Source organism: Chloroflexus sp. MS-CIW-1 (assembly GCF_030444705.1).
Classification (GTDB): Bacteria; Chloroflexota; Chloroflexia; order Chloroflexales; family Chloroflexaceae; genus Chloroflexus.
Genome location: NZ_JAUBWR010000002.1, coordinates 457,067 through 483,603 on the forward strand (window position 1 = coordinate 457,067; position 26,537 = coordinate 483,603).

Annotated in this window: 15 protein-coding genes; 8 read left to right on the plus strand and 7 right to left on the minus strand. The window is 53.4% G+C overall.

Going from position 1 to position 26,537, the window contains the following annotated elements; translation table 11 throughout:
* Positions 1–177 precede the first annotated feature (177 nt).
* From QTO31_RS14800 to QTO31_RS14810, 3 genes are all read left to right on the plus strand, one after another.
* Positions 178–855: a hypothetical protein gene (locus tag QTO31_RS14800; RefSeq protein ID WP_301429852.1), complete on the plus strand. Its 678-nt coding sequence runs from the start codon at positions 178–180 to the stop codon at positions 853–855.
* A gap of 269 nt (positions 856–1,124) precedes the next feature.
* A complete protein-coding gene (locus QTO31_RS14805) occupies positions 1,125–1,418 on the plus strand; it encodes a hypothetical protein (protein WP_301429853.1) in 294 nt (97 codons plus the stop codon).
* Positions 1,419–1,543: 125 nt separating this feature from the next.
* Positions 1,544–5,146: a clostripain-related cysteine peptidase gene (locus QTO31_RS14810; RefSeq protein ID WP_301429855.1), complete on the plus strand. Its 3,603-nt coding sequence runs from the start codon at positions 1,544–1,546 to the stop codon at positions 5,144–5,146.
* A 130-nt stretch (positions 5,147–5,276) separates the two neighbouring features.
* On the opposite strand, the gene QTO31_RS14815 is transcribed toward QTO31_RS14810, so the two are convergent.
* Complete coding sequence (locus QTO31_RS14815) at positions 5,277–5,600, minus strand: Rieske (2Fe-2S) protein (protein WP_031461249.1); 324 nt, start codon at positions 5,598–5,600, stop codon at positions 5,277–5,279.
* A gap of 319 nt (positions 5,601–5,919) precedes the next feature.
* Between QTO31_RS14815 and QTO31_RS14820 the strand changes: the two genes are divergently transcribed.
* Positions 5,920–7,557 carry a GAF domain-containing sensor histidine kinase gene (locus tag QTO31_RS14820; protein WP_301429857.1) on the plus strand — a complete coding sequence of 546 codons (1,638 nt, stop codon included), beginning with the start codon at positions 5,920–5,922 and terminating at the stop codon, positions 7,555–7,557.
* 357 nt (positions 7,558–7,914) lie between these two features.
* Here the strand turns inward: QTO31_RS14820 and QTO31_RS14825 are convergent, their stop codons facing one another.
* From QTO31_RS14825 to QTO31_RS14840, 4 genes are read right to left on the minus strand one after another with little or no spacing between them, the layout of a single operon-like run.
* The gene (locus QTO31_RS14825) at positions 7,915–10,197 is read right to left on the minus strand and encodes a glycosyltransferase family 39 protein (RefSeq protein WP_301429858.1); all 2,283 of its coding nucleotides are present in this window, start codon (positions 10,195–10,197) and stop codon (positions 7,915–7,917) included.
* Positions 10,190–12,169: a glycosyltransferase family 39 protein gene (locus QTO31_RS14830; RefSeq protein ID WP_301429860.1), complete on the minus strand. Its 1,980-nt coding sequence runs from the start codon at positions 12,167–12,169 to the stop codon at positions 10,190–10,192. Before QTO31_RS14830 ends, QTO31_RS14825 begins: the two co-directional genes overlap by 8 nt.
* Complete coding sequence (locus tag QTO31_RS14835) at positions 12,166–13,410, minus strand: glycosyltransferase (protein WP_301429861.1); 1,245 nt, start codon at positions 13,408–13,410, stop codon at positions 12,166–12,168. The genes QTO31_RS14830 and QTO31_RS14835 overlap by 4 nt, the downstream gene beginning before the upstream one ends.
* Positions 13,411–13,422: 12 nt before the next feature.
* Positions 13,423–16,257 carry a glycosyltransferase family 39 protein gene (locus tag QTO31_RS14840; protein WP_301429862.1) on the minus strand — a complete coding sequence of 945 codons (2,835 nt, stop codon included), beginning with the start codon at positions 16,255–16,257 and terminating at the stop codon, positions 13,423–13,425.
* Positions 16,258–16,425: 168 nt separating this feature from the next.
* Between QTO31_RS14840 and QTO31_RS14845 the strand changes: the two genes are divergently transcribed.
* Entirely contained in the window at positions 16,426–17,130 is a 705-nt protein-coding gene (locus tag QTO31_RS14845; protein WP_301429863.1) for a metallophosphoesterase, read from the plus strand.
* Positions 17,131–17,589: 459 nt separating this feature from the next.
* Here the strand turns inward: QTO31_RS14845 and QTO31_RS14850 are convergent, their stop codons facing one another.
* Both QTO31_RS14850 and QTO31_RS14855 read right to left on the minus strand, forming a co-directional pair.
* Positions 17,590–17,880: a PspC domain-containing protein gene (locus QTO31_RS14850; protein WP_301429865.1), complete on the minus strand. Its 291-nt coding sequence runs from the start codon at positions 17,878–17,880 to the stop codon at positions 17,590–17,592.
* A 143-nt stretch (positions 17,881–18,023) separates the two neighbouring features.
* Positions 18,024–22,175: an alpha-amylase family glycosyl hydrolase gene (locus tag QTO31_RS14855; protein WP_301429866.1), complete on the minus strand. Its 4,152-nt coding sequence runs from the start codon at positions 22,173–22,175 to the stop codon at positions 18,024–18,026.
* 673 nt (positions 22,176–22,848) lie between these two features.
* Here QTO31_RS14855 and QTO31_RS14860 point away from each other — a divergent pair.
* From QTO31_RS14860 to QTO31_RS14870, 3 genes are all read left to right on the plus strand, one after another.
* Positions 22,849–23,865 (plus strand): thiamine pyrophosphate-dependent dehydrogenase E1 component subunit alpha, encoded by a 1,017-nt coding sequence (locus QTO31_RS14860; RefSeq protein WP_301429867.1) that lies wholly within the window; start codon positions 22,849–22,851, stop codon positions 23,863–23,865.
* Between the two features lie 89 nt (positions 23,866–23,954).
* Complete coding sequence (locus tag QTO31_RS14865) at positions 23,955–24,989, plus strand: alpha-ketoacid dehydrogenase subunit beta (protein ID WP_301429868.1); 1,035 nt, start codon at positions 23,955–23,957, stop codon at positions 24,987–24,989.
* A 30-nt stretch (positions 24,990–25,019) separates the two neighbouring features.
* On the plus strand, positions 25,020–26,417 hold the full coding sequence (locus QTO31_RS14870; protein ID WP_301429870.1) for an alpha/beta fold hydrolase: 1,398 nt from the start codon (positions 25,020–25,022) through the stop codon (positions 26,415–26,417).
* Positions 26,418–26,537 lie beyond the last annotated feature (120 nt).

Here is a 26,537-nt window from a genome sequence, read left to right on the forward strand (position 1 = left end):
AAATACATTACATTTAGACAATACTGACTGAGCACCTATTCATAACATGTTTATCATGAAACATTACACTTCCACCAGATGCAGAAACGATCATCGATAGTACGTGTAACTGGCGGGCTGTGACAGCATTCCTGCCGGGGGTTATTGTGTAGTGCGGGTCGAGGTAAATCAATGAATATGTCTGAGCTGCCTCTGGAAGAGCTTATCCGCTTGTGTGAGAGCGAGAGAGCAGATTTCCGCCAGTCATACGAACAACAATCACCGGCATGTATGACCCTGTTCCGGCGGGCTTTTGCTGGTGATCAAGTAGCCTGGTCGTACATCTTTACACTGTTCGGGCGGATGCAGTACCTCTGGATTCGACGATCTTTTGATGCAGCGTCTTCTAAGGGTGTCCATGTTGATATTGAAGAAGACGACATCCAGGGGATCCTCCACGATGCACTCATCGCTCTTCATAGAGCCAGTCAGCGTAACCCGGGCCTTACCGCAACTAATGATCTGGCTAAGCTCTTTCAATACTGGAAAAAGTGCATTCAGACGGCAGTCTTAACGGTGCTCCGAACGAAGAGACGGCAGAGATTGACCGATAGATTAACACAATCCGTACCTAACAATAATAATTATGATCTTGAATTCAAGGTAGCGCTCTGGCAGCGCATCCTGACTCTCTTATCGGAAGAGGAGCTTGTCATTCTGAGACTTGATCTACAGGGGTATAAACCACAAGATATTGTTCATAAATTTCCACAGCGATTTCCGAACGTACAGCGCATTTATCAGATCAAGCAAAATTATCTTCGCCGCTTGCAACAAGATTACATCATTCGTGATATTTTGGGTTACAACCGCTGACAAAAGAGCGAGTTTCTAAGAATGCACCTCTTGTCTGGATGTGCGAGTTTCCAGGGTCGCGTTCTAAGGATTGAGGAGGCGTGCTGCTTCCCGTTCTGATGGTGGGCTGCGCTACGCTTTCGTTGGCTCGCTGGCGTTCCTTTCGCCACATCAGTAGGAGTGGTTTCCACTCGCTCAAGAGGGGTGCTGATAGACGTGCGCAGGTTTCACCGATGCCACCACAGGATGCGGGCCAGCGGATCAAAGGAACCTGTACAGGTCGAGGCGTGATGGAAAAGAAGCTGGAAACCCCTAGAGAAGTAAGGATGCTCGACGTTTTCAGTGCTTGTATTGCAGAACGAGCCTCGCTTTCTGCCTCTACCCGTGTGGAAGAGCAGGGGCAAATGGCGATATTGCGCAGCCTGCTCGCTGCTCGTCGCCCCCACCTCGCCCAAAAGGAAGTGTCATGGGAAAATGGTGGCGAGTTGAAAGCCTCATCTCACTCCTCCCACATCACTGCTCTGGATAAGACAGTGGAGTTTGGAGCATCAGACAAAGATGTGGGAAGTACTCTGTATGGGTAGTTTTTTTCTTCTGTGACTGCCAAAAACCAGTGTGTTCCACCATCTCTTATGGTAGAACAGCGTACCAGGTGTAGACTTCTGCATCGGGTCGGGATTCTTGCTCCTAGAATGAGAGGGAGAACCTCATGAAAACCTACCGTTATCCCACCAGCCGCGTTGCCCTCATCGTGATGGTACTTGCTATTCTAATGTCTTTTCATTCGCCCGTACATAGTACATCACTAACAACACCACCAATGCCGGTATCCGATCTATCCGACGAGCCACCTGTGCCTCTACCTCGTGGTTGTGGTGGTGTCACACCGCCAGGGGGATCAATGGTGACGTGCTGTCTCAATGGCCGAGTCTATGTTGACGGTGAAGCGGTTGCCGGTGCAGACGTTATTATCACCAGTCCACGAGGAGATCGCTTTTCTACAGTGACTCGTATTATAAGTGTGGCGAGTGGTTCGCCCTATTACGAACTTAATTTGAACAGTGCACCCTTGAACATTCAGCCTGGTGAAACCATCACGATCACCGTGCGTTTTGGGCAGCGTGAACGCACACTGACATACATCACGCAACCGGGGAGTCAACAGGTTGACATCGTGCTACCGCGTCGTCATGGCAGCGATTATGTCAGCATTCAATCATTTCCTCTGAGGGACGAGCCAGGTCGGTTTGATGGCGCCAGTGGGATCGCAGTTAGTGCGAATGGTACGATTTTTGTCGTTGAGCAAGAGGGTCATCAGGTTCAAGTCTTCGACCGTACGGAAACTCCTGTTCGCCAATGGGGCAGGTATGGTCGTACTGAGGGACAATTTAACCGACCGGCCCGTGTTGTCATCGATCCGACCCAGAATGTTTACATCCTCGATGTCGGGAATCGACGCATTCAGAAGTTTGATCAGCAGGGAAATCGGGTTTCTCTCTGGTCATTATGCCCGAACGTTGAGCAATGCCCGCTTGCCAACGATATGGCGATGACTCCCGACGGTGATATTGCTGTCGTTTATGATCGAGGTGTCTCTTTCTTTTCGACTGCCGGAACATTACGACGACAGTGGCAGTGGCCGACCAGTCTCAATCTCAATGGCAGCGGGATTGCAGTTGATCGCAACAACAACGTCTATATCACCGGAGGCTTTGATAAGATTTACAAATTTGCCCTCAACGGTTCCTTGATCGGAGTAATTTCAACGTCACTGAGCCACATCCAGAATATTGCTGTTGATGGCGACAACAAACTCTGGGTGACCGATCCAACCATCGGTGTCGCACGTCTGTCGGCAAGCGGTACCCTTGAACGTCAGTGGTCTGTTGCAGGGGCAGTCTTTACCGATCTGACAGTGGCTGCGGATGGCAGGCTTTACCTCACAAGTTTCGATAACAAGGTGACGATAGTAGACCCAACCACGAACCAGATTCGCTCGTGGGGAGCAGCGAGTCGCTATCGCGACATCGTGGGGATGGTCGTCGTTTCCGCGACAGGCGTCCTGATAGCGAACCGCGATCCGGCTCTGGTTGCCCGGCTAGATAACCAGCAGATTACCCATTTGCAGCTTGACCCACCACCGCAAAAGATTATCGACATGACGCGAGGTCTGGATGGATGGATTTACATCCTCGATCAGTTGAGTCTCACGTCAGGGAGGGTGTATCAATTAGACGCCAATGGTGCGCAACGTTCTTCATTTGCTTTCACTAACGTTACTGCCGGTGCTATTGCAGTCGCGGCAAACGGCACAATCTTCCTGACCGATAAGCAAGATGGGAAGGTGGTCTCATTCTTGTCAAACGGTCAACGTCAGAGTGAATGGAGGGATGATCGGATCTTTCTGCCGGTGGATCTGGCGATTGATGCCAATGGCTATGTCTACGTTGCCGATGCCGGTCTCAATAACTTTAGCCGGATTCACAAATTCACGGCTAATGGGAATCATGCCGGTACGTTGGCAATCACGATCGATCCGCTAGCCGATGATGTGTTACATGTCTTCGGGAGCAATGTGTATGTGTACAATGCGAGTACGCTGCACGTCCGTCCAGACACCTTAGCGAATAGTCCGGCAGCCACGATTGATCTTGAAGGGCCGGTTAGAGGATGGGACATCGCTACGAATGGCAACATCTACGCTTTCAACCCGAATACGAAACAGGTGCTCATCTTCCAACCGATGCGCTACACCCAACCGATAGCAACCATTACGCATGTGAATTTGTCTAGTCTGGAGGGTAGCGACACACTGATAGTTCGGGGTATGGCGCAAGACAGTGATGAGAGTGACAGCATTGTCGAGTGGCGCTGGACTTCCAACCTGAATGGTACTATCGGTAACCAACCGGTACTGGAGATCCCGGCGAACAGTCTACAGTCGGGGATGCACAGGATCAGCCTGTCAGTGCGCGATAATGAAAATGAACAGGCAACGTCTGAAAGCATCTCGGTGTTTGTAGTTCCCCAGCCGCAATCGCTACCAGCATGGACGATACTGCTGTACCTCAATGCAGATGACCGTGAAGGTGGTCAAAACATCTTGGCCTCCTACAATCGGGCATTGGAAGAGTTGCGATCGCTCGCATCTCGTAATCCGACGATTCGTGTTGCTGCACTTGTCGATGGGCCAGGCGCGAATGACACGTATCGCGTGCTCATACCGGGTCAAACAGAGCATTTTGCCGAGCGGCAGATGGATGATCCGGCCACACTCAGAAGTTTCCTGCGTTGGGGGCAAAGTCAATTTCCAGCCCGACACTATTATCTGGCGATTGCCGATCATGGACAAGGTGTGAAGGGTATTTCCTGGGATTCGACCAGTGATTACCTTGATGATGGAGTGAGTAATGAAAGTGCTTTTTTGACTGTCAAAGAGCTTGGCGAGGTACTTAACACGGAAGATATTTTGCCCATTGACGTCATTCACCTCGATGCCTGTTCGATGGGTCTCCTGGAGGTTGCCTACGAGCTTCGCCCCCGCAGTGAGGTTCCGCCCCGTTCCCGGTTCTTGATCAGCTCGCAATACCTGGGATGGTCATTCTTTGCCTATGAAGATTACTTTGCCAACATCAGTGCCAACACTACACCTGAAATGGTAGCACGAACGGTAGTCGAGAAGTACGCCGATCGTGCAAGTTCTTTCGGATACCCATTTACCATTACCGCTCTTGATCTAGGGCGCGTTCCTACCGTTGCGCAAGCAGTGAGCAGGTTGGCGCGCGAGCTGGCAGCATACGCGAACAATAGTGTTGCACAACAAAATCACCTCAATGATATTCGCAACCGTAGTGCTCATATCGAGAGTAATGGCGATCGTATCAACGATCCTGAAGATGCATACCTTGATTTGCTAAGCTGGGTACGAATCATCCGCAATGAAATCCAGGATCAGGCGATCCGGCAACGAGCGACTGAACTGATCGATGAATTGACCGGTACCCAGTCGTTTATCCTTCCCAATGGTCACCGTGCTAGAAGTGGTTTTCTCCCTAGCGAGTCTGGTGCTCCCTACGTAGATATGACGGACGTTAACGGGATTTCGATTTTCTATCCGTATCAAAAAGGTGATGTATTCAACAGGTACACTCAACATCGTCTCTTTCAGTTTACGAGAAATACCGCCTGGAATGAATTCTTGACCGCCGGTATCGTCCCTCTCAATCCAGGATCGGAACCGGATGAGAGGTTGGGACCGCTATCAATGCTGCCTGTTTTCTATAACGTCTATGTGCCGGCAGTTATCCGATAGCAGATTCTGGACACTGTTTCTCGTCATTTCCATCACGTCCGAACATGATCTGTCCGGCAGTGGTCATGGGGTATGAAAGGGCCGGGGCGGGTGCCAAACCCGCCCGCCGACTGTGTTCGGTAGCGCTGTATCACTTCTCGGAAGACCAATCAATAACCACGTACACATCGTCGTCGATGATTTCAACCGGGTACGTTGCGATGCGCAAACCAACCGGCGGCACAATACTCTTCCCACTACGTACATCGTAAGTCCACCCGTGCCACGGGCAGGTCACGGTGTATTCGATGAGTACGCCTGCTGAAAGAGGACCGCCTTCGTGGCGACAACTGTCGCTGAAGGCGTAAATGGTTCCCTGCACGTTAGCCAAACCGATCGGGAGTCCGTCGATATCAACGTAGCGCATAGAACCAGGCGGCAATTCACTGCGATGACAGACTTTGAAGCGTTCCATCTTCTCAACTCATCTTGTTTCGATCACCACCAATGATCATCTGATCGGGTGAGGAGGAAGTTCCTATCCCTAACGGTGTGAGTGATGTATAGTTTATCGCAAGTGGGTATGTCTTGGATGGGTTGGTTCTTGCGTTATCAGACGTGATAAAACCGTTCATCGCCCGCGACTGAGCGGATTTGCTAGGGGTGAATTGGGAACTTGACCTTCCCCATTTTTCTATTTCTTTTTTCACTTCTCATTGCAGGGGCGGTATAATACGCTATAATATTCATTATCAGTCTAAATCTTTACGTATTGCCACAACTCGAGGTGTCCTATGCCGCCGCTTGCGATTAATCAGCGCCAGCTTGAAACGCTCAGTCAATTGCTTATTGCCGGCGGTCACCACGAAGTGGCTGATCTGCTTCAAGCATCACTTGATCGACTGATTTCCTTCTGGCCGGCGCAAGCTGGCGCACTGCTGTACGTCTCACCGTATGGTGAAACAACGAAGGTGAGTCGTGGCAAACTTGATGCCGATACATTGCTGTTGATTGAACAGGCGCGTGACGGGTTTACCCGCCGTGAAGATAGTGGTGAACCGATTGTCGGTTCTTATTCGATTGACGAGAGTCGCGATCTGATAGAGTTGCCCCTCCAGAGTGGTGGACAGGGGGTTGGCCTGCTCCACCTGGTGGTCAGTCGAAACGACCAGCAAGCTGGCGGTCAGCCACCACTCGATGAAGAGCTACTAGTATTGCTGGTACGCGCAATTGGCGGTGAAGCCGATAAGCTGGCAATGCTGCGCCGTGCCGAGCGTGATTTACGTGAACTTCACCTGCTGTACGAGATCGGTCAATCGCTGGCGAGCAATCTTGATTTGACCAGCCTGCTCAACGACATCAAACTGCGGGTGCCTAAAGTAGTTGGCGCGGAACGTTGTTCGATTTTTATCCTCGATGAAGAGAAGAACGAGTTAGTGCTCGAAATCCCCGGCGAACAGCGCCAGTTCCGCATGCCAGCAGATCGTGGCATTGCCGGTTGGGTGGTGACGCATGGTATTGGGCAGATTGTGAATGATGTCGAACACGATCCTCGTTGGTACGATGCGATCAGCCGTGAAGCCGATTTTGTGACCCGCTCGATCGTCTGTGTGCCAATGCGGGTGAAGGATCGGGTTATCGGCGCGATGCAGTTGCTGAACAAAGTAGATGGACAACCGTTTACCGAGCAAGATATGCAACTGCTCACCACGTTGGCTGTGCAAGCTGCGATTGCGATTGAGAATGCTCGTCTCTATCAGCGTTTGAAGGAAGAGCGCGATAAACTGTTGCAAAAAGAGGCTGAAGTTCGGCACGCAATTGCCCGTGATTTGCACGATGGCCCAACCCAGAGCATTGCCGCAATTGCGATGAATATCGAGTTTATTAAGCGTCTCTTCAAGGCAATGCCTGAACGAGTACCTGCTGAGCTGGATACATTGGCGGAGCTGGTTCAGAAGACGACCCACGATATTCGCAACTTACTCTTCGAGTTGCGTCCGCTTGGTCTCGAAACACAGGGGTTATTGGTGACCCTCCAGCAGTATGTTGAGCGCTGGCGCGATCCTTCAGGGAACGATATTAAGCTGCGTCTCGAAGCACCGGCGCAGGTGCCACGTTTACCATCTGAGATTGAAGCGGCGATCTTCATCATCTTACAAGAGGCCATCAATAATGCCCGTAAACACGCGAAAACCGATAGCATCACGATCTATCTGTACGTTGAAGAAGATCACTTTGTCGCCAGTGTGCGTGATCGTGGGCAAGGCTTTAACGTCGCTGCGGTCGAGAGTAGCTATACGAACCGAGGTTCTCTTGGCTTACTGAATATGAAAGAGCGGGCCCGCCTGATCGGCGCCGATCTCCGTATTCGCAGCGAGATAGGTCAGGGAACAACGGTTGAATTGCGCATTCCCCTGTCTCAATCTCGTTGAGAGCTGATGAAAGAGCGGGCCCGCCTGATCGGCGCCGATCTTCGTATTCGTAGTGAGATAGGTCAGGGGACGACGGTTGAATTGCGCATTCCTCCGTCTCAATCTCGTTGAGCGCTGATGTGGGCCAGTGGATGCATTTGCCGTTCTGTATCTGAAAAAGTATCTGCTCCTGTCTGAAACCTCTTTTTTCCCGGTCGTTTTTGGTTGTTTTTCCTTTCCTCGCACATCGGAAGAGCAGGGGGTTGTCCACTCGGTGATCCGAATCCCTACCGTACCCTCTGACATACCTTCCCACATTGCAAGGAGGTGATGACGATACACCATCAAGTCTCACCCTTTGCCTAACAACGGTACGTCCTACCTTACCTCAGCCCAGTCTAGTTGAAATGACAGAATCCGTAGCTGACCGACCTGTGGCCCTTGCCGACGTACCAGATCGAGGGCGTCGGGAATAAATCCGGGGCCGGTGATGGTAATAACGTAATCGGTGCCAGCCGGTTGGGCTGGTAACGGCAGGCAGAACTCTTGCAGTTGCGGTTGAGGGCGGAATCTTCCCAGCATCGTATCGTAGAGCCAGACGTTGAGCGTCGGCGGCGACAGATCAACCGGCCAGTTGGCGGCTGCACGCAGGCAAAGCTGGCGTTCCCGTCCTGAAGCGGCTGCCGGGAAACGAAGGTGTGCGGTTTCACCTGCCCACCGTACTGTTGCCCCTAGTATGGGATCGAATTCACCCAGATAAAAACCGTCGATATAACCGAGATCGTTGTCATCGGCTAGATCAATCCGATGGTTGGGCAACGGTGGTGGGTGGAGCCAGCGCCACGCCCAGCCGGTCGGATTCCAGTCGTCAACCAGAGTTTGCCCCAATATCTGACGGGCAGCAGTGAGATCACCCATGTGACGGAGTAGTTCACCACGAATAACCGCGGCTTGCCACAGGTAGAGTGGTTGCTGTTGGGCTAAGAGTTCCAAGCCGATAGTTGGCTGGCCGTTTCGAGCTGCTAACAATGGCTCGCCAATCGCACGGGCATATGGTGGTAAATCGGGATCGGCAAGTGCTTGCGACCACGCTGCCAGATCGTCGTTGGCAACGGCCTCGGCGAGACGCTCAAAAGCGTGATACTGTGGGCGGCGCTGCCAGGCAATCTGTGTGGCTGCCAGTGCCGATGGATAAGGGCCGAAGTACGATGCCCATTGTGATGGCGCGCCGTCGGCACGTGGTTCGAGGTAGGCGTAGGGCGTGGCAGCGATGAGCCATGTAAGCACTGCGAACGTGGCGTAGAGCAGGCCACGTCGATCAACTAACCACATTCGCCAGCGCGGAGCGGCTGCCAGCGTCGTTGTTGCCATAATAAACAAAAAGGGCAACAGCGGAGTTCGGAAGCGATTAATTGCAAACAACAACGGTGCTGCGGCCAGGTTGTAGAGCAACCACAGCCCAATCAGCCAAGCGAGTTCAGAGCGCCCTCGTTTCAGGGTAGCCCAGCCCAACACGGCGAGCGGTAACGCGACGATGTACAATGTATCATCAAGCACAAACAGCGCGAGTGTGTACCACTCGGGTAAACGGCCCAAAGCAAACCCCTCGACCAACCGTTCATCGCCACTATAATTGATTTGGAGCAGATCGATCAGCTCCATCAGCGTTTTTGCGACAAACGCCCACGGCTTTGCCCGAATCAGACACCAGCCTTCAGCAGTCAGCAGTTGCTGTCGTTCGGCCTGGGTGATGCTCGTCACCGGTCTGGTCAATACCGTCTGCAAACGCGGATCTCCATTCTGCGCCAGACACGAATTGGCAGTGAGTGCAACACGGGTGGCATCATCAAGCGTTGGATCGAGGAGGGCCAACACGAAATTGCGGGTTGGGGCATCGCTGCGACCATCATCGTAGGCGGTACGGGCGCCTAAAGCCAGGTTGTAGGCGCCAGTCGTGTCGATGATGATCAGGCCACCGTATGTTCGTGAGGCGTAGACCGCCCATGGCCCAATCAGACATCCTGCACTCAACAGGGGGAGCAGCGCCGTGATGGCGCGCTGGCGCAAGTTGCCGGTGGTGTGCCAGAACAGCCAGAGCGTGACCAGCGGCAAAAAACCAAGTAACAACCCGCGTGTAAGTGTCGCCAGACCGAGGAAGAAACCGCCGATGAAAAGTCGGTATCGGTGATGCAGACGAGCCAACAACCAAAAAGCTGCCAGGAGCAGGCAGATAAATAAGGTCTCGCTTAACAGCAGTTGCGGATACATTGCGAGTGGTAACGAAAGCGCACTCAAAAGCGCTGCACCACCAGCAGTACGCGAGGACGCACCCAGTTGACGACTTATCGCATACACCAGCCCAACGTTCACCAGACTCAGCAGGCTCTGGCTGGCAAAAATAATGGCTTCGTTGCGACCAAACAAGACGATATGCGCCGCCAGGAACAGCGGGTAAAGTGGTGCGCGTGTCCAGAGATAGCCGGTATGCCAGGCAAACCCACGCCCGTTGGCCAGCCAGTCGGCAGCGGCCAGATACTCGGCTTCATCGGAAATGAGACCGAGACGCGGCAAGTTGCCCCAAAGCGCCACTCGTAAGCCAAGACCACAACACAAAGCCAGTATGAGAGGCCAGTGTTGTTTGAACCAGAGACGGCTATTCATCACCAGCAATAACCTCAATCGTCGCTAACCAGAGCCGTCCGTCGCCAAGTGATCGCTCACTGTATACCGGTAAACGGCCGGCTGGAGTGGGATCGGTTGGTCGATACCAGCCTATCAGGAGACGGTACTGACCGGGTGCGAGATCGGGTGGAAGGTAGACAGCCCGATCATCGCGCGCCGGTTTGCCCGGCAGCCATGTGCTGGTAGGGAGATAGCCGGTTAACGGTTGACCATCATCACCGGCAACCGGCGGCTGTTCACAATCGCGGCAAAGATGAATAAAGAGGCTGTAATCCTCGCTCAGCGGCTGCTGTACATCCCAGAAGAGACTCAGTGGAATATTGCCACCGGCCCGATATACTCCTGGCCCGGCCGGAGTGGTTGCTTTCAAGGTATAACCCAGCAATTGCAGGTGACCACCAAACAGAGCCGTGAGCGGTGTCGCTGGGTGTACAATCTCACCGGTGATGTAGGCTTCTGGTGCTTCTTGACAGAAGAGATGAACACCATGGAAACGCCAGATACCGCACGGCCAGGTCCGCTGCTCACGGCTAAAGGCCCAGAAGTTACCGACCAGCCCATATTCATCGCCAGGGAGCGGTGGATCAATCGTTCGCGCATGATCTGGTGCGATGATCAGCCAGCTCCGAGTATAACCGGTTAATGCCTCGCGCCGCTCAACATCCCACTCGCGCTGACTGTAATCGGTTTCGCCGGTCCAGAAATTGGCGAACGTGATCGGTTGTGGCATCGGATCAACACTGAAGCGGGCTGTGTAGTAGTCGTACAATGGACGCAGATAACCTGGGTGAATCACCACAGCATCGTCGGGATGAACCCGTCGTGCCAGTTCCGCGATGGCGTCGCGGTATTGTTCTTTGACCGGATCACCCGAAAAGAGGCCGAAACGAGGTTGCGTCATGGCAAGACCGGCAGTAGTTATCATTCCGATGAGCATTAACCATCCCACCGAGCGTAGCCAGCCAGTGTGACCTATCCCTAAAGCCAGAATAATGATCCATACCGGAAAGATAATCATCAGGTAGCGGGTTTCATAGAGACGGGTAACGAACAGTTGTAACGAGAAGAGGATAAGCGGTAGACTACCCGTCACCCCCAGCACGAGTCTGACATTTGGTGAGACGTGACGTAGACTAAGCAATCCTAGGCCGAACATCAGCAACCATGGCAGCAACCAGAACCATTCGAGATCACCCGGCCAGCGGTCAAGACTGAAACGAGTTATCGTCAACCAGAGGGCCATAAGCGGATCGGCGGCAATTGAAGCGCCGCGCGCTGCCCGATCACTCCCCACACCAGCAGCCATAGCCGCAATCATCCCGATGCCGGTGGCGAGCAATCCTGCGGCGAGTGCAAAGCGGTACCGCCGCGGTCGGCTGAATAACCAAATCAGCGCAATACTCAGGCTCAGTAGCGCCGTGAGGCGATGAATAAAGAGTGCAATCAGTGCCAGCCCAATCAACCAGAACCATGCCTGTGAGTGGTCAGCTTGCACAGCCCAGAGCGTCAGCCAGATCATCGCCGCGCTGACTGCCAGCACGAGTGCGTACACTTTTGCTTCCTGAGCATACCAGATCGCGAAGGGTGAGAGTGTACTGATCACCAAGGCCGCGATTGTGATACCCTCCCGTCGGGGAGATGTACCGGCTGCCGTGCGTGCCGCCAGCGCCACGAATGCAACGCTCAGGGTGCCGGCCAAGGCCGATGGTAAGCGCAGCGCCCACTCACTCATCCCGGCTACGCACATCCATCCCTTCAAAAGAATATGGTAGAGTGGGTAGGCCGCGCTCGGTTGCAGCAGATCACGAAACAGGATACCCCAGGGTTGCATCGCCATCGCCCAGCTATTCCCTTCATCGAGCCAGAGACTCTGGGCATCGAGGCGATAAAGACGGATCGTCAGAGCGGTAACGCCGATTATGAGCCAGATCACCAACGGTCGCCACTTCATAGGCTGACATTTCCTCGCAATGCCGTGGCAAACGCCGCCTCATAACGTGCCGCCGTATTTTCCCAGGTCAGTTCATTCACAATCCGTTTGCGTGCTGCTGCCCCCAGCCGTTCTGCAAGTGCCCGGTCAGCGATCAAACGCCCAATAGCTGCTGCCAGTGCTCCTGCATCGCGCTCAGGCACGATTAACCCATGCACTCCATCTTCGATTACATCAGGCACCCCTGCTACCCGCGCTGCAACAATCGGGCGGGCTGCGCCCATCGCTTCAAGCAAGACATTTGGTAAGCCATCAACTCCTTCACGCACAATTGGAAGTGCAAAGACATCGGCTGCGGCCATCGCCATTGCCGTGCGTGCCCGATCGAGTTGGCCGGTAAACAGCACATTCGTTGCGATGCCCAGTCGAGCCGCCTGCGCTTCCAGCGCTGGTCGCAGATCTCCGTAACCGACAATTACTAGCCGGGCTGTCGGATGCATCCGCAGCACTGCCGGCCAGGCATCGAGAAGCACACTGAAGCCTTTTTTGCTCACCAGGCGTCCTACGCCCAACACGAGCGGGGCATTTTCGGGAATACCCCATTCGGCACGGAAGTGCTGTGCAGCCGTCAGATCGGGGCGAAATTGATCTGGATTGACGCCGTAGGGGATCACAAAGGTGCGCGTCGGATTTGCACCTAGTCGTACTCCCCGCATACTCAAATCTGCACTACAGGCAGTTACTACTGTTGCCTGGCGAAACACGAGTCCGGCTATCTTCCCCATAATGGGTTGTGTTTCCGCCAGGTAGATGTCACTCCCATGCAAACTAACCACTAATGGGAGACGGGCACCGAGTGCTGCCAGTGCTGCCGGTGGGCCGTTTGGCAATACCCAATGGGCTTGCACCAGATCGAACGGCGTTCCGCGGGCCTGGGCCTGTCGTAATTCGCGTTGTAATGCTAGCATCGAGGCTGTGAGCGCAAAGGGGGCCGCAATCCATGCCCGATCACGCACCTGAGTGTCACTATGGAGTGACTGGGCATAGCCCCAGATATTCAGGGTGGGGTGGGGTGCATAGCGAAAAAAGCGCAGTTCAATGCCACGTTCACGGGTCTGGCGGCGCAATTCGGGATGCCATGGTGCGACTAACGTCACCTGATGACCACGGGCCGCGATCCCGGCGGCAATCTCTTCGATAAACGGTGCGGTTGTTTCTCGTGGGTATTTTGGCAGTGAGGATGCCAACATTAAGATACGCATACGACGAAAGTTCTATTTTGAAGTAGGAATCCGATAGATAAACGCACGAAAATCAGGTGTCGGACTAGCATAGAGTAATTCAAAGCCGTCAATGATCATCCCCGGCTGATTAGCGTGATCCATCAGCGGTGCTAATAGCCGACCGACATCACCTTTCACCCGCATCTGATTTTCCAAGACTAGATACTTTGCCCCATAGTGGTGGGCAATATGCAACAGCAGTTCACGGTCATCGGTGTTGGGAATCATCACCGCCGGTCGTTCGGTATGCCAGTTAACCTGCCAGGGCAGACGGGTCATAATCACTGCATCGGGTGGCGTATTGGCGCGTAACCATTCATAAGCGGCCAGGTCTTGCTGCCAGATACGAGGCTCGTTGCGTACCTTGTCGGCAATGTCGGCTTGTGAACCGGCGACAATTGTTACGATGGCAGTCAGTGCCAGAATCAGCCCCAACGGCGCCCAACGTCGATCACCGATGGTTGCCAATCGATCATAGCCGGCCCAGATCATCCAGGATGCTAGAAGCGCCAGCCACGGAATAAGTGCCACCCAATAGCGCTCTTCATTGGTACGCCAATAGGTGAGCATAAAGAGGATGTACGGCGTATACGTAAACCCTATTAGGCTCATCCAGTTTCGGCGATACGCAATTGCCGCCAGGAAACCGGTCAGCGCAAGCCAGGCACCAAGGGAGGTCAGAATGTTCTTCTGCGCATCGTGACTGAATAGGGCAGCGATTGGGTCTGGTGCTCCTGGCCACGCCGGCATCAGATACGCTCGCAATTCACGCACCTGGGTCTCGAATTTGGTTATGGTTGCATCAAATCCCCAGCGCAAGATCCAACTGCGGTTGGGAAGGCCGGGTCCACCCCATTCTGGTGCGAACACGCGGTAGATCTCGGCCCAGGCATCACCACTTACACCACGATAGTCGAGCACCCAGGCATCGTAACTTTCAGTACTGTAGACCGGTTTTCCAAACAGTATCATATTACGTACCAGGTATGGCGAAAGGATGAAGAGCGCGATGAGTGACCAGACGACAATCGGTGTCAGTTCAGTACGTAGCCGTTGCCAACGTTGTTGCCAGGTTGGGATAGGACGGAGATGGTTTAACAGTATTGTCAATTGCCAAAGCCCCATCCCCAGCGCAAACATCGCCCCACTGGGTTTCTGCAACATCATCAGACCGGTACAGATTGCCGAAATCAGGAGCCATCGCCAGCGCTTTCTCCCGTCGGTATGGCTGCGCAGCAACGCAGCAGTTGCGGCCAGACTAAATACCACAAATGCCAGATCGTTTGTGACATAAATTGACAGCCGGAAGAAGAGGTAATTGGTCAACACGATGATGGCCGCCGTCACTCCGACTCGCCGATCCCATAGCCAGCTTCCAATGTTGTACAGGAGAACAAGTAGGATAACATCAAAAATGAAATTGGGAATCTTTGCTGCCCAGGCGGTTGGCCCGAACAATGCAAAAAAAGGCGCAATCCAGACTGGTTGTAACAGCGGCCAGGTTTCTTGTGGCCGGGTTACGCTATCGTATAGATAATAAAATTGACTGATATAATCAACAACCCATCCGCGCCCACGAACCAGATTACGCGCTACAATCGCATTATCGCTGTAATCGGCATGCCCGACATACGGCAGGGCAGCGATCACGGTAGCTTCAAAACCCAACCAGATGACGGCGAACAGTCCCAGTACGAGCCTGGCCCCATACCGTGTTGCCAGCCAATCAACCAGTGCGTCGCTCAGCCGTGGCAAACCGGTGCGGCCATTGTTCAAGATCAACGCCAGCAGAGCGGTGCCTAAGAGGGCCAGTAACAGTGAATCGGGAAAAATCTGCCAGAAAAGCCGAACCCCAACCGCTGTCGTCCAATGAAACACGTGCAACAAGACGTAACCGAAACAGACTAGTGCTACAGTGACCAGGCCATACCCCAGGATACGTCCATGGGCATAGTGCTGTACCAGTCGTCGGATAAAGGTCAAGAGTGGTTGTCGATACACAAGCACATTGAGCGCCAGTAAGCCGATCATCGCCACGTTGAGAATTGCCGCCATCCAGATGCGGGCGCCTGCCAGACCGATCGCTGCTATACTGATGCCGAGGGTAGTCAGAATATACACCTGAGCCTGGCTCAGCCGTAAACGGGCTAGCAATACGGCCAATAGCACTGCATTCCAACCCAACAATGCCACTGCCGGCCAGGCTGGCGGCAAAAACAATGCCGATTCCTGATTTGACGCAATCCGAATTTCAGCCAGTCGCACCCCTTTCGGTCGTGGATCGCGTTCATCGGTTAGAGTTGCTGATGATTGGAGCGTAATCGTCAGGTTATCGTGTTGATGAACGATCCCCGGTACAGAGAAAGAATATGCTTCCCAGTGTGGCGTAGGAACGAAATTACCAACCAACACCTCATCAATGAATACGCTCACCGTCGGTTGCACACCGACAGACGCCGGCCAACCCTGGGCAACAATGGTCAACTGCAACGCTGAACCGGCACCAACGTTTGGCAAGACCAATACCGCTCGTTCGCGTGTCCATCGCGAACGCCCGGTTGGTGAATCAGGCGTTAATTCGTCGGCAAACAGATCACCGCGCTCAACCGGCGCCTGTCCCAGACCGGGACTAACCCCAACGAAGAGACGATCTCCCGGCCAACCGATGGCGACCCGGCCTTGTGGTGGCGCCTGATAGGCCATTACTCCCGCCAACAAAGCCAGCAGTAACATCAACAGCGTTGCGCGAACTGTTGTACGGATAGAAGATGTAGATTCTGCCGCGAGTAGCTCTCCGGCAATCGTTGCACGATTACGAACAGCCATTCTGTCCCTTCACCGATGGGCCTGTTGCCGACGGCCATTATACCGCTATTTGTTGTCAGCCGTAGCCTGTGATACCACATAGGGTATGTGATAAAGTGCTGAAGATTCCATCACACACTCCTAAAACAGAGTTGCATTGCAGCGCCAGGCCTGTTATCATCAAGCGCTATGATCTGGACAATTTCTGATCTCCATCTTTCTTTTGCTCGTCCCAAGCCGATGGATATCTTCGGTCCCGGCTGGAAAGATCATCCCGAACGCATTGCACAGGCGTGGCGTGAACGGGTAGCAGCAACCGATTGGGTACTGATTGCCGGAGACATCTCGTGGGCAATGAAATTATCCGATGCCTTGCTCGATTTGCAATGGATAGATGCGTTACCCGGCACGAAGGTGCTCATTCGCGGGAACCATGATTACTGGTGTCCGCGCCGTGTCAATTCGATCCGTCGTCATCTCCCGCAGAGCCTACGTCTGATCGGAGCTGACGCAATCGATATTGGCGAAGCTGTCGTTTGTGGTACCAGAGGCTGGATCACGCCTGAAACACCTGGTTTTGGCGAAACCGATCTCCCAATTTACCAGCGCGAACTCGGTTTACTCGAACGAGCATTAACGGCGGGAAAGACACTAGCCGTCGATAAGCCGCTCATCGTGATGATTCACTTTCCGCCGTTCGTTAATCGTCAGCCCACGGAATTCGCTCGTTTGATCACTGCTGCCGGAGCTACAACGTGTATCTACGGTCACCTGCATCGCCGTTACGATTGGGATAACGCGGTGCAAGGTCGTGTCGAAGGCGTGTACTATCAGCTTACTGCCTGTGATTACCTTGGTTTTGGGCCGGTGGCCGTGCGCGGTTTGAACGGGTAGGAACGATGAGGTACAGAACGGCAGTGGAATATCTGGTAGTGGCAGAGATGTAAGAGAGGGGAAACAGCAGCGCCAGTGTGTCTGAATATTCCTTTGCCGACAGTTGCTTGCTGCTCTCATTCATCCCTAGTGGTTCCCGCCGCCAGGGAATGAATGGCACTGCTCGCCGATGATGCGGGTCATTGCATCGCCAGGGGGATCATAAGTGCGGGACGGAGTCATCCATCGAGGTACGGCGCCGCCCTGTGACATGGATGAATAGTCAACAAGCTGCATTTCCCATCAGGCGCATCCTGTGCCCATTGTATCATCGCGGAAGGGCGGTGCGCGAACCGCCCCTCTGTCGAAGGGTGAAAGCGGTAGGGATTTCCTGTGCCTCACCCAGATGGAAGCTGAGAGAGTGATCACCAACTCAGGTTTTTGATCACCCTCTACGAGAGCACCAATCCAGCAACATTATTACCGGAACAGATCGCGGATTCGAGCGACTAGTTGTTCAATCATTGCCCGCATCTCGTCGATAGCGACATCGAGATTGTTGGTCGTTGACTCAGCATCTTCATTCGGCATCAAGAGCCATAGGACAAGGTAGATGACGACCCCGATGCCATTCATCAGCCCAACGATGACAAATGCAATCCGCATGATAACCGGATCGATACCCAGATATTTTGCCAGGCCGCCGGCAACCCCGGCGATCATACGATCACTGCGTGTTCGTTGTAGGCGTCGAGTTTGTGGTGTGTTCATAACTTTCTCCTTTCTATCATGCTATCTATTCGACGTTGCTCCTTTACTGTCAGTTGCAGTCAAAGCATGAATCTGCGGCAACCAGCCTGGTTGCCGCAGAGCCAATAGGGGGGGTGAGCAGAGATGTCTGCTCGCTTATCGTCTTAGTTTCCGCATGGATCAACGTTACGCCAGTTGAGCACGGTATCGTTCACCGTTTGTAGGCCACTTGCACCGTAGGTGAGCGTTAATTGGCGATTGGCTAGCTCTTCACAAGCGGCACCCTTCTCAACGTAATCCCACGAGCCAAGGGTATACTTGTACTCAAGCTGCGTGCCCTCGCGTCCGGTAAAGGTGATCGTCCATTGTGTTGGAGAGATTTGGGTCATAACGACCCCACCCGGATTCCACTGCGGTAATCCACCATCGAGTCGGTCAAGGAAGCCAGCAATATAAACGCTCCGCCCAATCGCATCTTCGACCGGGATTGGTACGGTGACGTTCACGACCAGCGTGACCGTGCGTGGTTCAGCAGTAGCAGTTACCGGTGTGCTGAAGCCCGAACGGTTGAACGATGTGTCAAGTGCACGCACCGCGTACGTGTAAGTTGTGCCTGCCATCACTGTCGTGTCGGTAAAGGTAGTGGTCGTCGTGCGAGCAAAGATGATTTCGTTACCGTTACCGTCGATGCGGCGTACTTCGTAGGCGTAGGCGTCGCCAACCGCATTCCAGCTCAAGGTGATTCCTGCCGGTGAGGCGCTCAGCACCTGCAGGCCGGTTGGTATCGCTGGTGGTGTCGTATCACCACTAGAGAGTACAGTAAGTATGCCTGGCTGGGTTGGCAATCCGTTGATTGGTCCACTGCGATCAGCGTAGAGCCAGTCGCGTCCATTCGTTGTGCTGTAGCGGAAGACGTAGTCGAAGACCCCGACGGTTTCAGGCTGGAGCCGGGCCTTGAATTCGTCGTTGTTACCGACATCGACGTTGAAGGTTGCTTCAACCCATATCCAGCTACTTCCACGTGGATCACTACCTTGTGGACCGTATCCAACCTGAGCACGTAGACCAGGTGTTGCGCCAGGCAGGTTGGTAACGCCGTTAATCCACACCTGCCCATAAATCTCTGGTGTCAAATCGATAGCCGAGACGGTATGGTTGATGCTCGGCGGCCATTGCAGATTAGCCCACCCGATCGGGTAATGTGGAAGCGCACTGACTTCTACCGAGGCCGGGCTTTCGTTACCGGCTGCATCTAGTGCTCGGACTGTGTAGTAATACGTGCGACCATTAATGACTGTGGTATCGGCAAAGGTGAGGCTGGTTACTGGCGTGGCATTGATCTTTACCCAACCACCACCACTGACCGGACTGCGGTAAATGTTGTACGCCTTTGCTCCACCACTTGGGCGTTGCCAGCTTAAGCGAACCAAACCGTCACCTTCTTCGGTTACCCGGAGGTTTTGTGGTGCAGCAGGTGGAGTCAGGTCGGCACCTGGCTCGCTGAGAAGAACCGTACCGCTCAGCGGAGCCAGCGTTATCTGCACACCCCCTTGTACGACTCGAACCTTCTCGTCAAGCTGGTTACCAACCGTGAAGAGTGCACAGAGTTCTACCCCATTGGGAAGGAAGCCACTAACCGGAACTGTTACCGTCTGCGTGGCCGCACTGCGATTGATCAGAACAATCGCTGCTTCATTGCGATATTTGCGGCCATACGCTGCTACACCTGCCACATCGTCAGCCAGTAGTGGGGTGAAATTGCCCCGTACCAAAGCTGGATAGCGATTGCGCAGTTCGGTCAGGCTGCGGTAGTATGCAAAGAGATTAGTGTCAGGAGACCCTCCCAAGTCAGGCCACGGATAGGTACGCCGATCGTCGGGATCATCATCACCGGTTACACCCACTTCGTCACCGTAATAGATAGTTGGTGCGCCAGGCATAGTGAATTGGATCAGAGAAGCAAGCTGCAAACGCCGCTTCCCTTCGGCTAGATTGGCTGAGTTGAACTCCTTGTCGGCTCGAGTTTCCTGGCCGGGGGTGAGAGTCCACAGGATACGCTCAGTATCATGACTATCAAGCAGATTCATGAGCGTGTAGTACGCAGCATCGGGATAATCCTCACGAATTGAGGCCAGGCGACTCAAGAACTCTGAGGGGCTAATGACCCGTCCACTATCTCCAAAACCTTTGCTATCAAACGTTCCGCCCGGTAAAAGCAACCCGATTACCGCGTCGCGCAGGCGGTAATTCATCGTTGTATCAGCGGTTTGGCCGCGCAGATGGCGGAGCAATGTTGAGTCTTTCTGCCACAACTCGCCGACGATCAGCCCATCACGCCTGGTCTGACGCACTACTGTACGAAATGTCTCCCAAAAACCACTGGGGAAGCTGGCATCGCCCATCACATCAAGACGCCAGCCCGCTGCGCCTCGCCGTAACCAAAAGCGTGTGACGCTGTTAGCACCGGTCAAGAAATAGTTTTGCACGTCAGGGTTTGACTTGTTTATTTCGGGGATCGAGTCAAACCCAAACCATCCAACGTAATCATCGCTCGTACAGGGTACATTCGTGGTACGGAAGTTGAACCAGTTGCGATAGGGTGAAGCCAGTGACTCACAGGCACCCAGGGTATCGTAATGCCCATACCGATCAAAGAATGGGCTGTCTGATGACATGTGGTTGAAGACGCCATCGAGAATGATCCGTATCCCACGCCGTCGTGCCTCTTGTACGAGGTGGACGAACGTACTATTATTGCCGAGATAAGGATCGATCCGATAGTAGTCGCGGGTATCGTAGCGATGATTCGAGCCAGCGGCAAAAATAGGGTTGAAGTAAATGGTGGTAATACCGAGTTGTTGCAGATAATCGAGCTTCTCGATCACACCCTCTAAATCACCACCGTAATAATCACGACCACGTGGCCCCTCAATGGTTGGGCTCCAGGCAGGTGGTGTACTGTCATAGCGCCATGGGCAGTTGGAAGCTGCATCAGCGTAATGACGGCAGAACCCTTCAGGAAGATCACCCCAACCCAATGTAATAACTGGATCGTCGTACCGAATATCGCCCGTACGGGGATCGTTGTGCGGATTGCCGTTGCGGAAACGATCAGGAAAAATCTGGTAGATAACAGCCGATCTTGCCCAATTGGGCGAGGTAAAAGCCGGATCGTAGAACATCAACGCATAACTGAAGTCAACCACATCATCAGTCATGCGTCCAGGACCGCCATCGAGTGCTGCTGTATTGTCAGCGTAATAATCAGTATCATTCCCATCAGTCACTATGAAGCGATACCAGAGATTGTTGGGTTGCGTCTCGTGCAACGTAGCGGCCCAGAAATCGCAGGTTCGCGGCCCATAGTCGCCATAACAATCGGTATCGGCTGCGACAATACTCATCGGAATAAAGCGTTGGACACCAGCATTGACATCGTAGACCCGCAGCGTTACTGCAGTCACGTCATTGTGGAAGGTACGTAACCGAATAGTTACTGGTGTGCCGGCAGGGACTGCGCCACCTGGGGTGCGGTATAGGGGATCACGGGAATTGTGATACACTCCATCCCATTCAACATTGTTGTCGGGTTGAGGCAACGCGCTGCGCACTTCAACCCCAACGAACGTTGTGGCTGTATTAAAGCTAAAGATGACAGTTGCCGGGCCGGTAATGGTGAAAGGTACATTGTTCCCAAATGCGCCATAGTTTGGGTTCGCCCAGCTCTCATTGGTGGCAATCTTAAATTCATAACTGCCGGGTGGAATTGCATCCGTGATAAACGTAAAGATGCCATCGCCATCAACATCACTCATAAAGGTACGTAGACATTCCGGCTGCCAGTCGCCATCGCAACCGATTTCGCTGTTGAAATTTCCCGGAACGGTATAGATAGTATTTCGCACGCTATCAGCAATGTAATGGGTCTTGTGATCGTAGTAGAAACGTACAGATTGCGTGCTATTCAGAGTAATTGGAATATTTGGGCCATCTTGCTGAAAATTGGCCCCGTAATTTTCGGCCCAACTTCCCATAGCAATTTTGTACTCATAGTTTCCGGCTGGAATAGGCGCTGAAACGAAGAGGTAGACTCCGTTTCCCTGTGGAGTAAAGGCCGAACCGATACATCCTGGATCCCAGTTGCTACACGCACCGGCAGTTGCGGCTGATTGCAGGTTACCAGCGAGATTGACTGACGTCGGCTGTGAGGTGTGAGCGGCGAGGCTTACCGATGGTTGTGGTGCAATCGTTGCACCAAAGAGCACCCCAAACGCGAGAATGAGGTGCAAGATGCGGAAAAACAAGCGCGGTCTCACTTTAGAGCTCCTTTGCACTTCCTGTACGTTCCCAACACGGCGGCATCCGTCAGGGACGCCGTGGAGTAGCACCATTGCATTGACCGCACTTGGGTGCTATGGAGCTAGATTGAGCGCGGTGATATTGTTTTCAATAGAAAAGTTGCTATTAAAACAGATGCTTGCGCAACATATCATAAATCATGAAACCCCTATTTGTCAAGAGGTATTGCTCGCTATCAGAGCTGTTCAGAGTTTTATCCTACCCGGAAGTTGATGCGCTAACCGATGCCTTCGTCACTCACCACTCGACGCGGGCCAGAGGCCCGCGCACCCAGGATGGTAGGGACAGGTGCCGAAGCCGCCTTCGATGGTGTACTGATGCGCTAACCGATGCCTTCATCACTCACTACTCGACGCGGGCCAGAGGTCCGTGCATCCAGAGCTGAAAACGTCGCAAACTCCTATCGCTGATGCTGTGACTCTTGACAAACCTGCTATAAAATCATACAATCTAGTTATCAATGTCATTCTCAAAACGAATTGGTAGTGAACCCCCGTACTGCATTCTCGCTCACTTCCTTCCTTCATACTGTCCACATTACTCACAATACGTTTCTCTCAGTGGGGAGATCACTACTCTAGTCCGATCCAGTTCACTACCAGGTATCAGGTATCGAAAACGGAGAGTTGTATGAACATTAGTCGGGAAAAGCTCCTCTGGGCGTATGAGCGCATGCGTCTCATTCGTGAGTTTGAAGACCGGCTTCATGCCGATTTTACCGCCGGGAAAATACCCGGTTTCGTTCACTTGTACGCCGGTGAAGAGGCGGTAGCGGTTGGTTTGTGTGCTCATTTGCGCGATGATGATTTTATTACCAGCACTCATCGCGGGCACGGTCACTGTATTGCTAAAGGGGTTGACCTCCGGGCAATGATGGCAGAGATCTACGGTAAAGCAACCGGCGCCTGTAAGGGTAAAGGCGGCTCAATGCACATTGCTGATGTTGACAAGGGTATGCTCGGAGCGAATGGGATCGTCGGTGGGGGGCCACCGCTGGCATGTGGTGCTGGTCTGACTGCGAAGCTCAAAGGCACTGACCAGGTGACCGTCTGTTTCTTCGGTGATGGCGCTTCCAATCAGGGTACAACGTTTGAGGGTCTTAATCTGGCTGGTATCTGGAAGTTGCCGGTTGTGTTTGTTTGCGAGAATAACGGCTACGCCGAAACAACATCACCGCGCTACTCGGTTTCCGGCCAAGACATTGCCGCTCGTGCTCGGGGCTTTGGTATGCCAAGTATTGCTATCGATGGCCTCGATTTCTTTGCCGTATACGAAGCGGCTGGTGAAGCAATAGCTCGTGCCCGACGTGGTGAAGGGCCGACCTTTATTGAGGCGCAGACATACCGCTACTACGGTCACTTCGAGGGTGACTCAATTCGCTATCGTACTCGTGATGAAGAGGCTTACTATCGCTCACTCGATTGTCTGCAGCGGTTTCGCCAGACGGTAACTGCGCAAGGTCTGCTTACTGCCACTGAACTTGATGAGATTGATGCTCGTGCCCATGCTGCGGTCGAAGATGCAGTGCGCTTCGCTGCTGAAAGCCCACTCCCCGATCCGGCAGAGCTTTTGACTGACGTATACGTCGATTACCCCGTGACCGGTTTGTGGCCGTTTCAGGAAGCTGCGGTTGCAGTACGACGCTAACAATCGGTAAGTGTGCTGCACATAGGGCTTTGTTTCTGCTACATAACGATTGTTTTGTTTACCGAATACTCAATGATTGAGGTGTCACCATGACGGTAATGGCTGAGGAAGCAGTTCGTACTCTGAGTTATCGTGAGGCAATCAACGAGGCGCTGCGTTTAGAGATGCGGCGCGATCCGACGGTAATCATCATGGGAGAGGATGTAACCGGTGCACCGCACAGCGAGGATGAATCCCATCTTGATGCCTGGGGTGGCGTTCTGGGTGTAACCAAGGGTCTGGTTCACGAGTTCGGTCGTCAGCGTGTGCGCGATACTCCCATAACCGAATCGGGTTTTGTTGGCGCTGGTGTCGGCGCCGCAGCAACTGGTCTCCGTCCGGTCGTGGAGCTGATGTTTATCGGTTTTATGGGAGTTTGCCTGGATCAGATTGTTAATCAGGCTGCTAAGATACGCTACATGTTCGGTGGTAAGGCCCGTATTCCGCTGGTTATTCGCACAATGATCGGCGCTGGGTTTCGGGCTGCTGCTCAGCACTCAGACTCCATTTACTCAACGTTTGTGCATTTTCCCGGCCTGAAAGTCGTAGCTCCAGCGACACCTGCTGATGCAAAAGGCTTGCTCATTGCGGCCATTCGCGATGACGATCCGGTGATCTTCTGCGAGCATAAGCTGCTCTACGATATGAAGGGGCCGGTTCCCGAAGGTGAATATGTTATTCCTCTTGGTCAGGCTGAAGTCAAGCGAGAAGGTGGCGACGTAACTATTGTCGCAATTTCTCGTATGGTGCTGCACGCCCTCGAAGCCGCTGAACGATTGGCACAGCAAGGTATTAGTGCTGAGGTCATCGACCTTCGTTCTCTGTCCCCACTCGACGAAGCAACAGTATTGCAATCAGTGCGCAAGACGGGCCGTTTGGTCGTTGTTGATGAAGACAATCCGCGTTGTAGTGTTGCCGGAGACATTGCAACCCTGGCAGCAACACAGGCGCTTGAGTTTCTGAATGCGCCGGTAAAGTTAGTCACGCCGCCTCATACACCGGTACCCTTCAGTCCAGCACTCGAAGATATCTATGTGCCCTCGCCGGAGCGAATTGTCGCAGCGGCGCGCGCAACGCTTGGCTAACGTGATAGATATATTGTTGCAGGAGCAATCATGCCGACCGAGGTTGTTATGCCCAAATGGGGCTTGAGTATGCAAGAGGGGAAGATCAACCTCTGGCTCAAGCGCGAGGGTGAAGCGGTGCAGAAAGGCGAGCCAATTGCCGAGGTTGAAACTGAAAAGATCACAAATGTGGTTGAAGCGCCGACCAGTGGCATCCTGGCTCGCCAGTGTTATCCCGAAGGCAGTATCGTAGCTGTAACGAAGGTAATTGCTTATATCACTGCGCCTGGAGAACGTTTAGCTGACATGGTCGACATAACCGGTAATGGAATGGCGGCAACAGCACCAACTGATGAAAGGATTGTTGATAAACCATTACCGCAGCCGCAAATTCGTTCCGGTAATGTGCGGGCAATGCCGGCAGCGCGTAAATTGGCTCAGGAACACGGGATTGATTTGAGTACACTAACCGGTAGTGGGCCAGGCGGCGTCATCGTGAAGGAAGATGTCGAACGTGCGATTACCGCCCGCGCTGCCCCCGTTTCGCCGTTGCAGCGTGTGAATTTCTATAGTGCTGGCTATCGGCTCGACGGTTTGCTCTATACACCGCGTCATTTGCCGGCTGGTGAACGTCGACCGGGCGTGGTATTGCTCGTTGGCTACACCTATCTCAAGACCATGGTTATGCCGGATATAGCTAAAGTGCTCAATGCTGCCGGCTATGTGGCACTGGTCTTTGATTATCGTGGCTTCGGCGAGAGTGAAGGGCCGCGTGGCCGATTAATACCACTCGAGCAGGTTGCCGATGCCCGAGCGGCGCTGACGTTTCTGGCTGAGCAGTCGATGGTCGATCCGGATCGACTGGCTGTGATCGGGATCAGTCTCGGCGGTGCTCATGCGATTACAACCGCCGCACTCGATCAACGAGTACGGGCAGTAGTGGCCCTTGAGCCGCCCGGTCATGGGGCACGTTGGTTACGTAGTTTGCGGCGTCATTGGGAATGGAGTCAATTTTTGTCCCGTTTGACTGAAGATCGCCGACAAAGAGTATTGTCAGGTGTATCATCAATGGTCGATCCGTGGGAAATCGTACTACCTGATCCTGAATCAAAAGCGTTTCTCGATCAGGTTGCTGCCGAATTTCCGCAAATGAAGGTGACGCTGCCCTTGGAAAGTGCTGAGGCATTGATCGAATACGTCCCTGAAGACCTGGCCGGTCGTATTGCACCTCGTCCACTGCTCATCATTCACGGTGATGCCGACCAGCTTGTACCAGTCGCAGAAGCGCAGGCTATCGCTGAGCGAGCTGGTTCCTCGGCACAGCTTGAGATTATTCCCGGTATGAGCCATTTCAATTGGGTAATGCCGGGAAGCCCCGGTTTTATACGGGTAACCGACAGTATTGTGAAGTTTCTGAGGAATACTTTACCGGTGTCAGCAGACAACTAAGGGTGGTGGCCGTTCGTTGACTGGCAAGTCGGCAGGGTATCATTACAAGAAGAGCCGGTTGACGACGCCACCGCAGATGACTTAGCTTGTACCTGAATATTCCCTTCTCGAAGGGCATTT

Bases quoted from the DNA above. Each gene is read 5' to 3' on its own strand.
- QTO31_RS14805 (WP_301429853.1), top strand. From the start codon at position 1,125: ATGGAAAAGAAGCTGGAAACCCCTAGAGAAGTAAGGATGCTCGACGTT.
- QTO31_RS14870 (WP_301429870.1), top strand. From the start codon at position 25,020: ATGCCGACCGAGGTTGTTATGCCCAAATGGGGCTTGAGTATGCAAGAG.
- QTO31_RS14835 (WP_301429861.1), bottom strand. From the start codon at position 13,410: ATGCGTATCTTAATGTTGGCATCCTCACTGCCAAAATACCCACGAGAA.
- QTO31_RS14840 (WP_301429862.1), bottom strand. From the start codon at position 16,257: ATGGCTGTTCGTAATCGTGCAACGATTGCCGGAGAGCTACTCGCGGCA.
- QTO31_RS14815 (WP_031461249.1), bottom strand. From the start codon at position 5,600: ATGGAACGCTTCAAAGTCTGTCATCGCAGTGAATTGCCGCCTGGTTCT.
- QTO31_RS14860 (WP_301429867.1), top strand. From the start codon at position 22,849: ATGAACATTAGTCGGGAAAAGCTCCTCTGGGCGTATGAGCGCATGCGT.
- QTO31_RS14800 (WP_301429852.1), top strand. From the start codon at position 178: ATGTCTGAGCTGCCTCTGGAAGAGCTTATCCGCTTGTGTGAGAGCGAG.
- QTO31_RS14825 (WP_301429858.1), bottom strand. From the start codon at position 10,197: ATGAATAGCCGTCTCTGGTTCAAACAACACTGGCCTCTCATACTGGCT.
- QTO31_RS14865 (WP_301429868.1), top strand. From the start codon at position 23,955: ATGACGGTAATGGCTGAGGAAGCAGTTCGTACTCTGAGTTATCGTGAG.
- QTO31_RS14845 (WP_301429863.1), top strand. From the start codon at position 16,426: ATGATCTGGACAATTTCTGATCTCCATCTTTCTTTTGCTCGTCCCAAG.
- QTO31_RS14850 (WP_301429865.1), bottom strand. From the start codon at position 17,880: ATGAACACACCACAAACTCGACGCCTACAACGAACACGCAGTGATCGT.
- QTO31_RS14820 (WP_301429857.1), top strand. From the start codon at position 5,920: ATGCCGCCGCTTGCGATTAATCAGCGCCAGCTTGAAACGCTCAGTCAA.
- QTO31_RS14830 (WP_301429860.1), bottom strand. From the start codon at position 12,169: ATGAAGTGGCGACCGTTGGTGATCTGGCTCATAATCGGCGTTACCGCT.
- QTO31_RS14810 (WP_301429855.1), top strand. From the start codon at position 1,544: ATGAAAACCTACCGTTATCCCACCAGCCGCGTTGCCCTCATCGTGATG.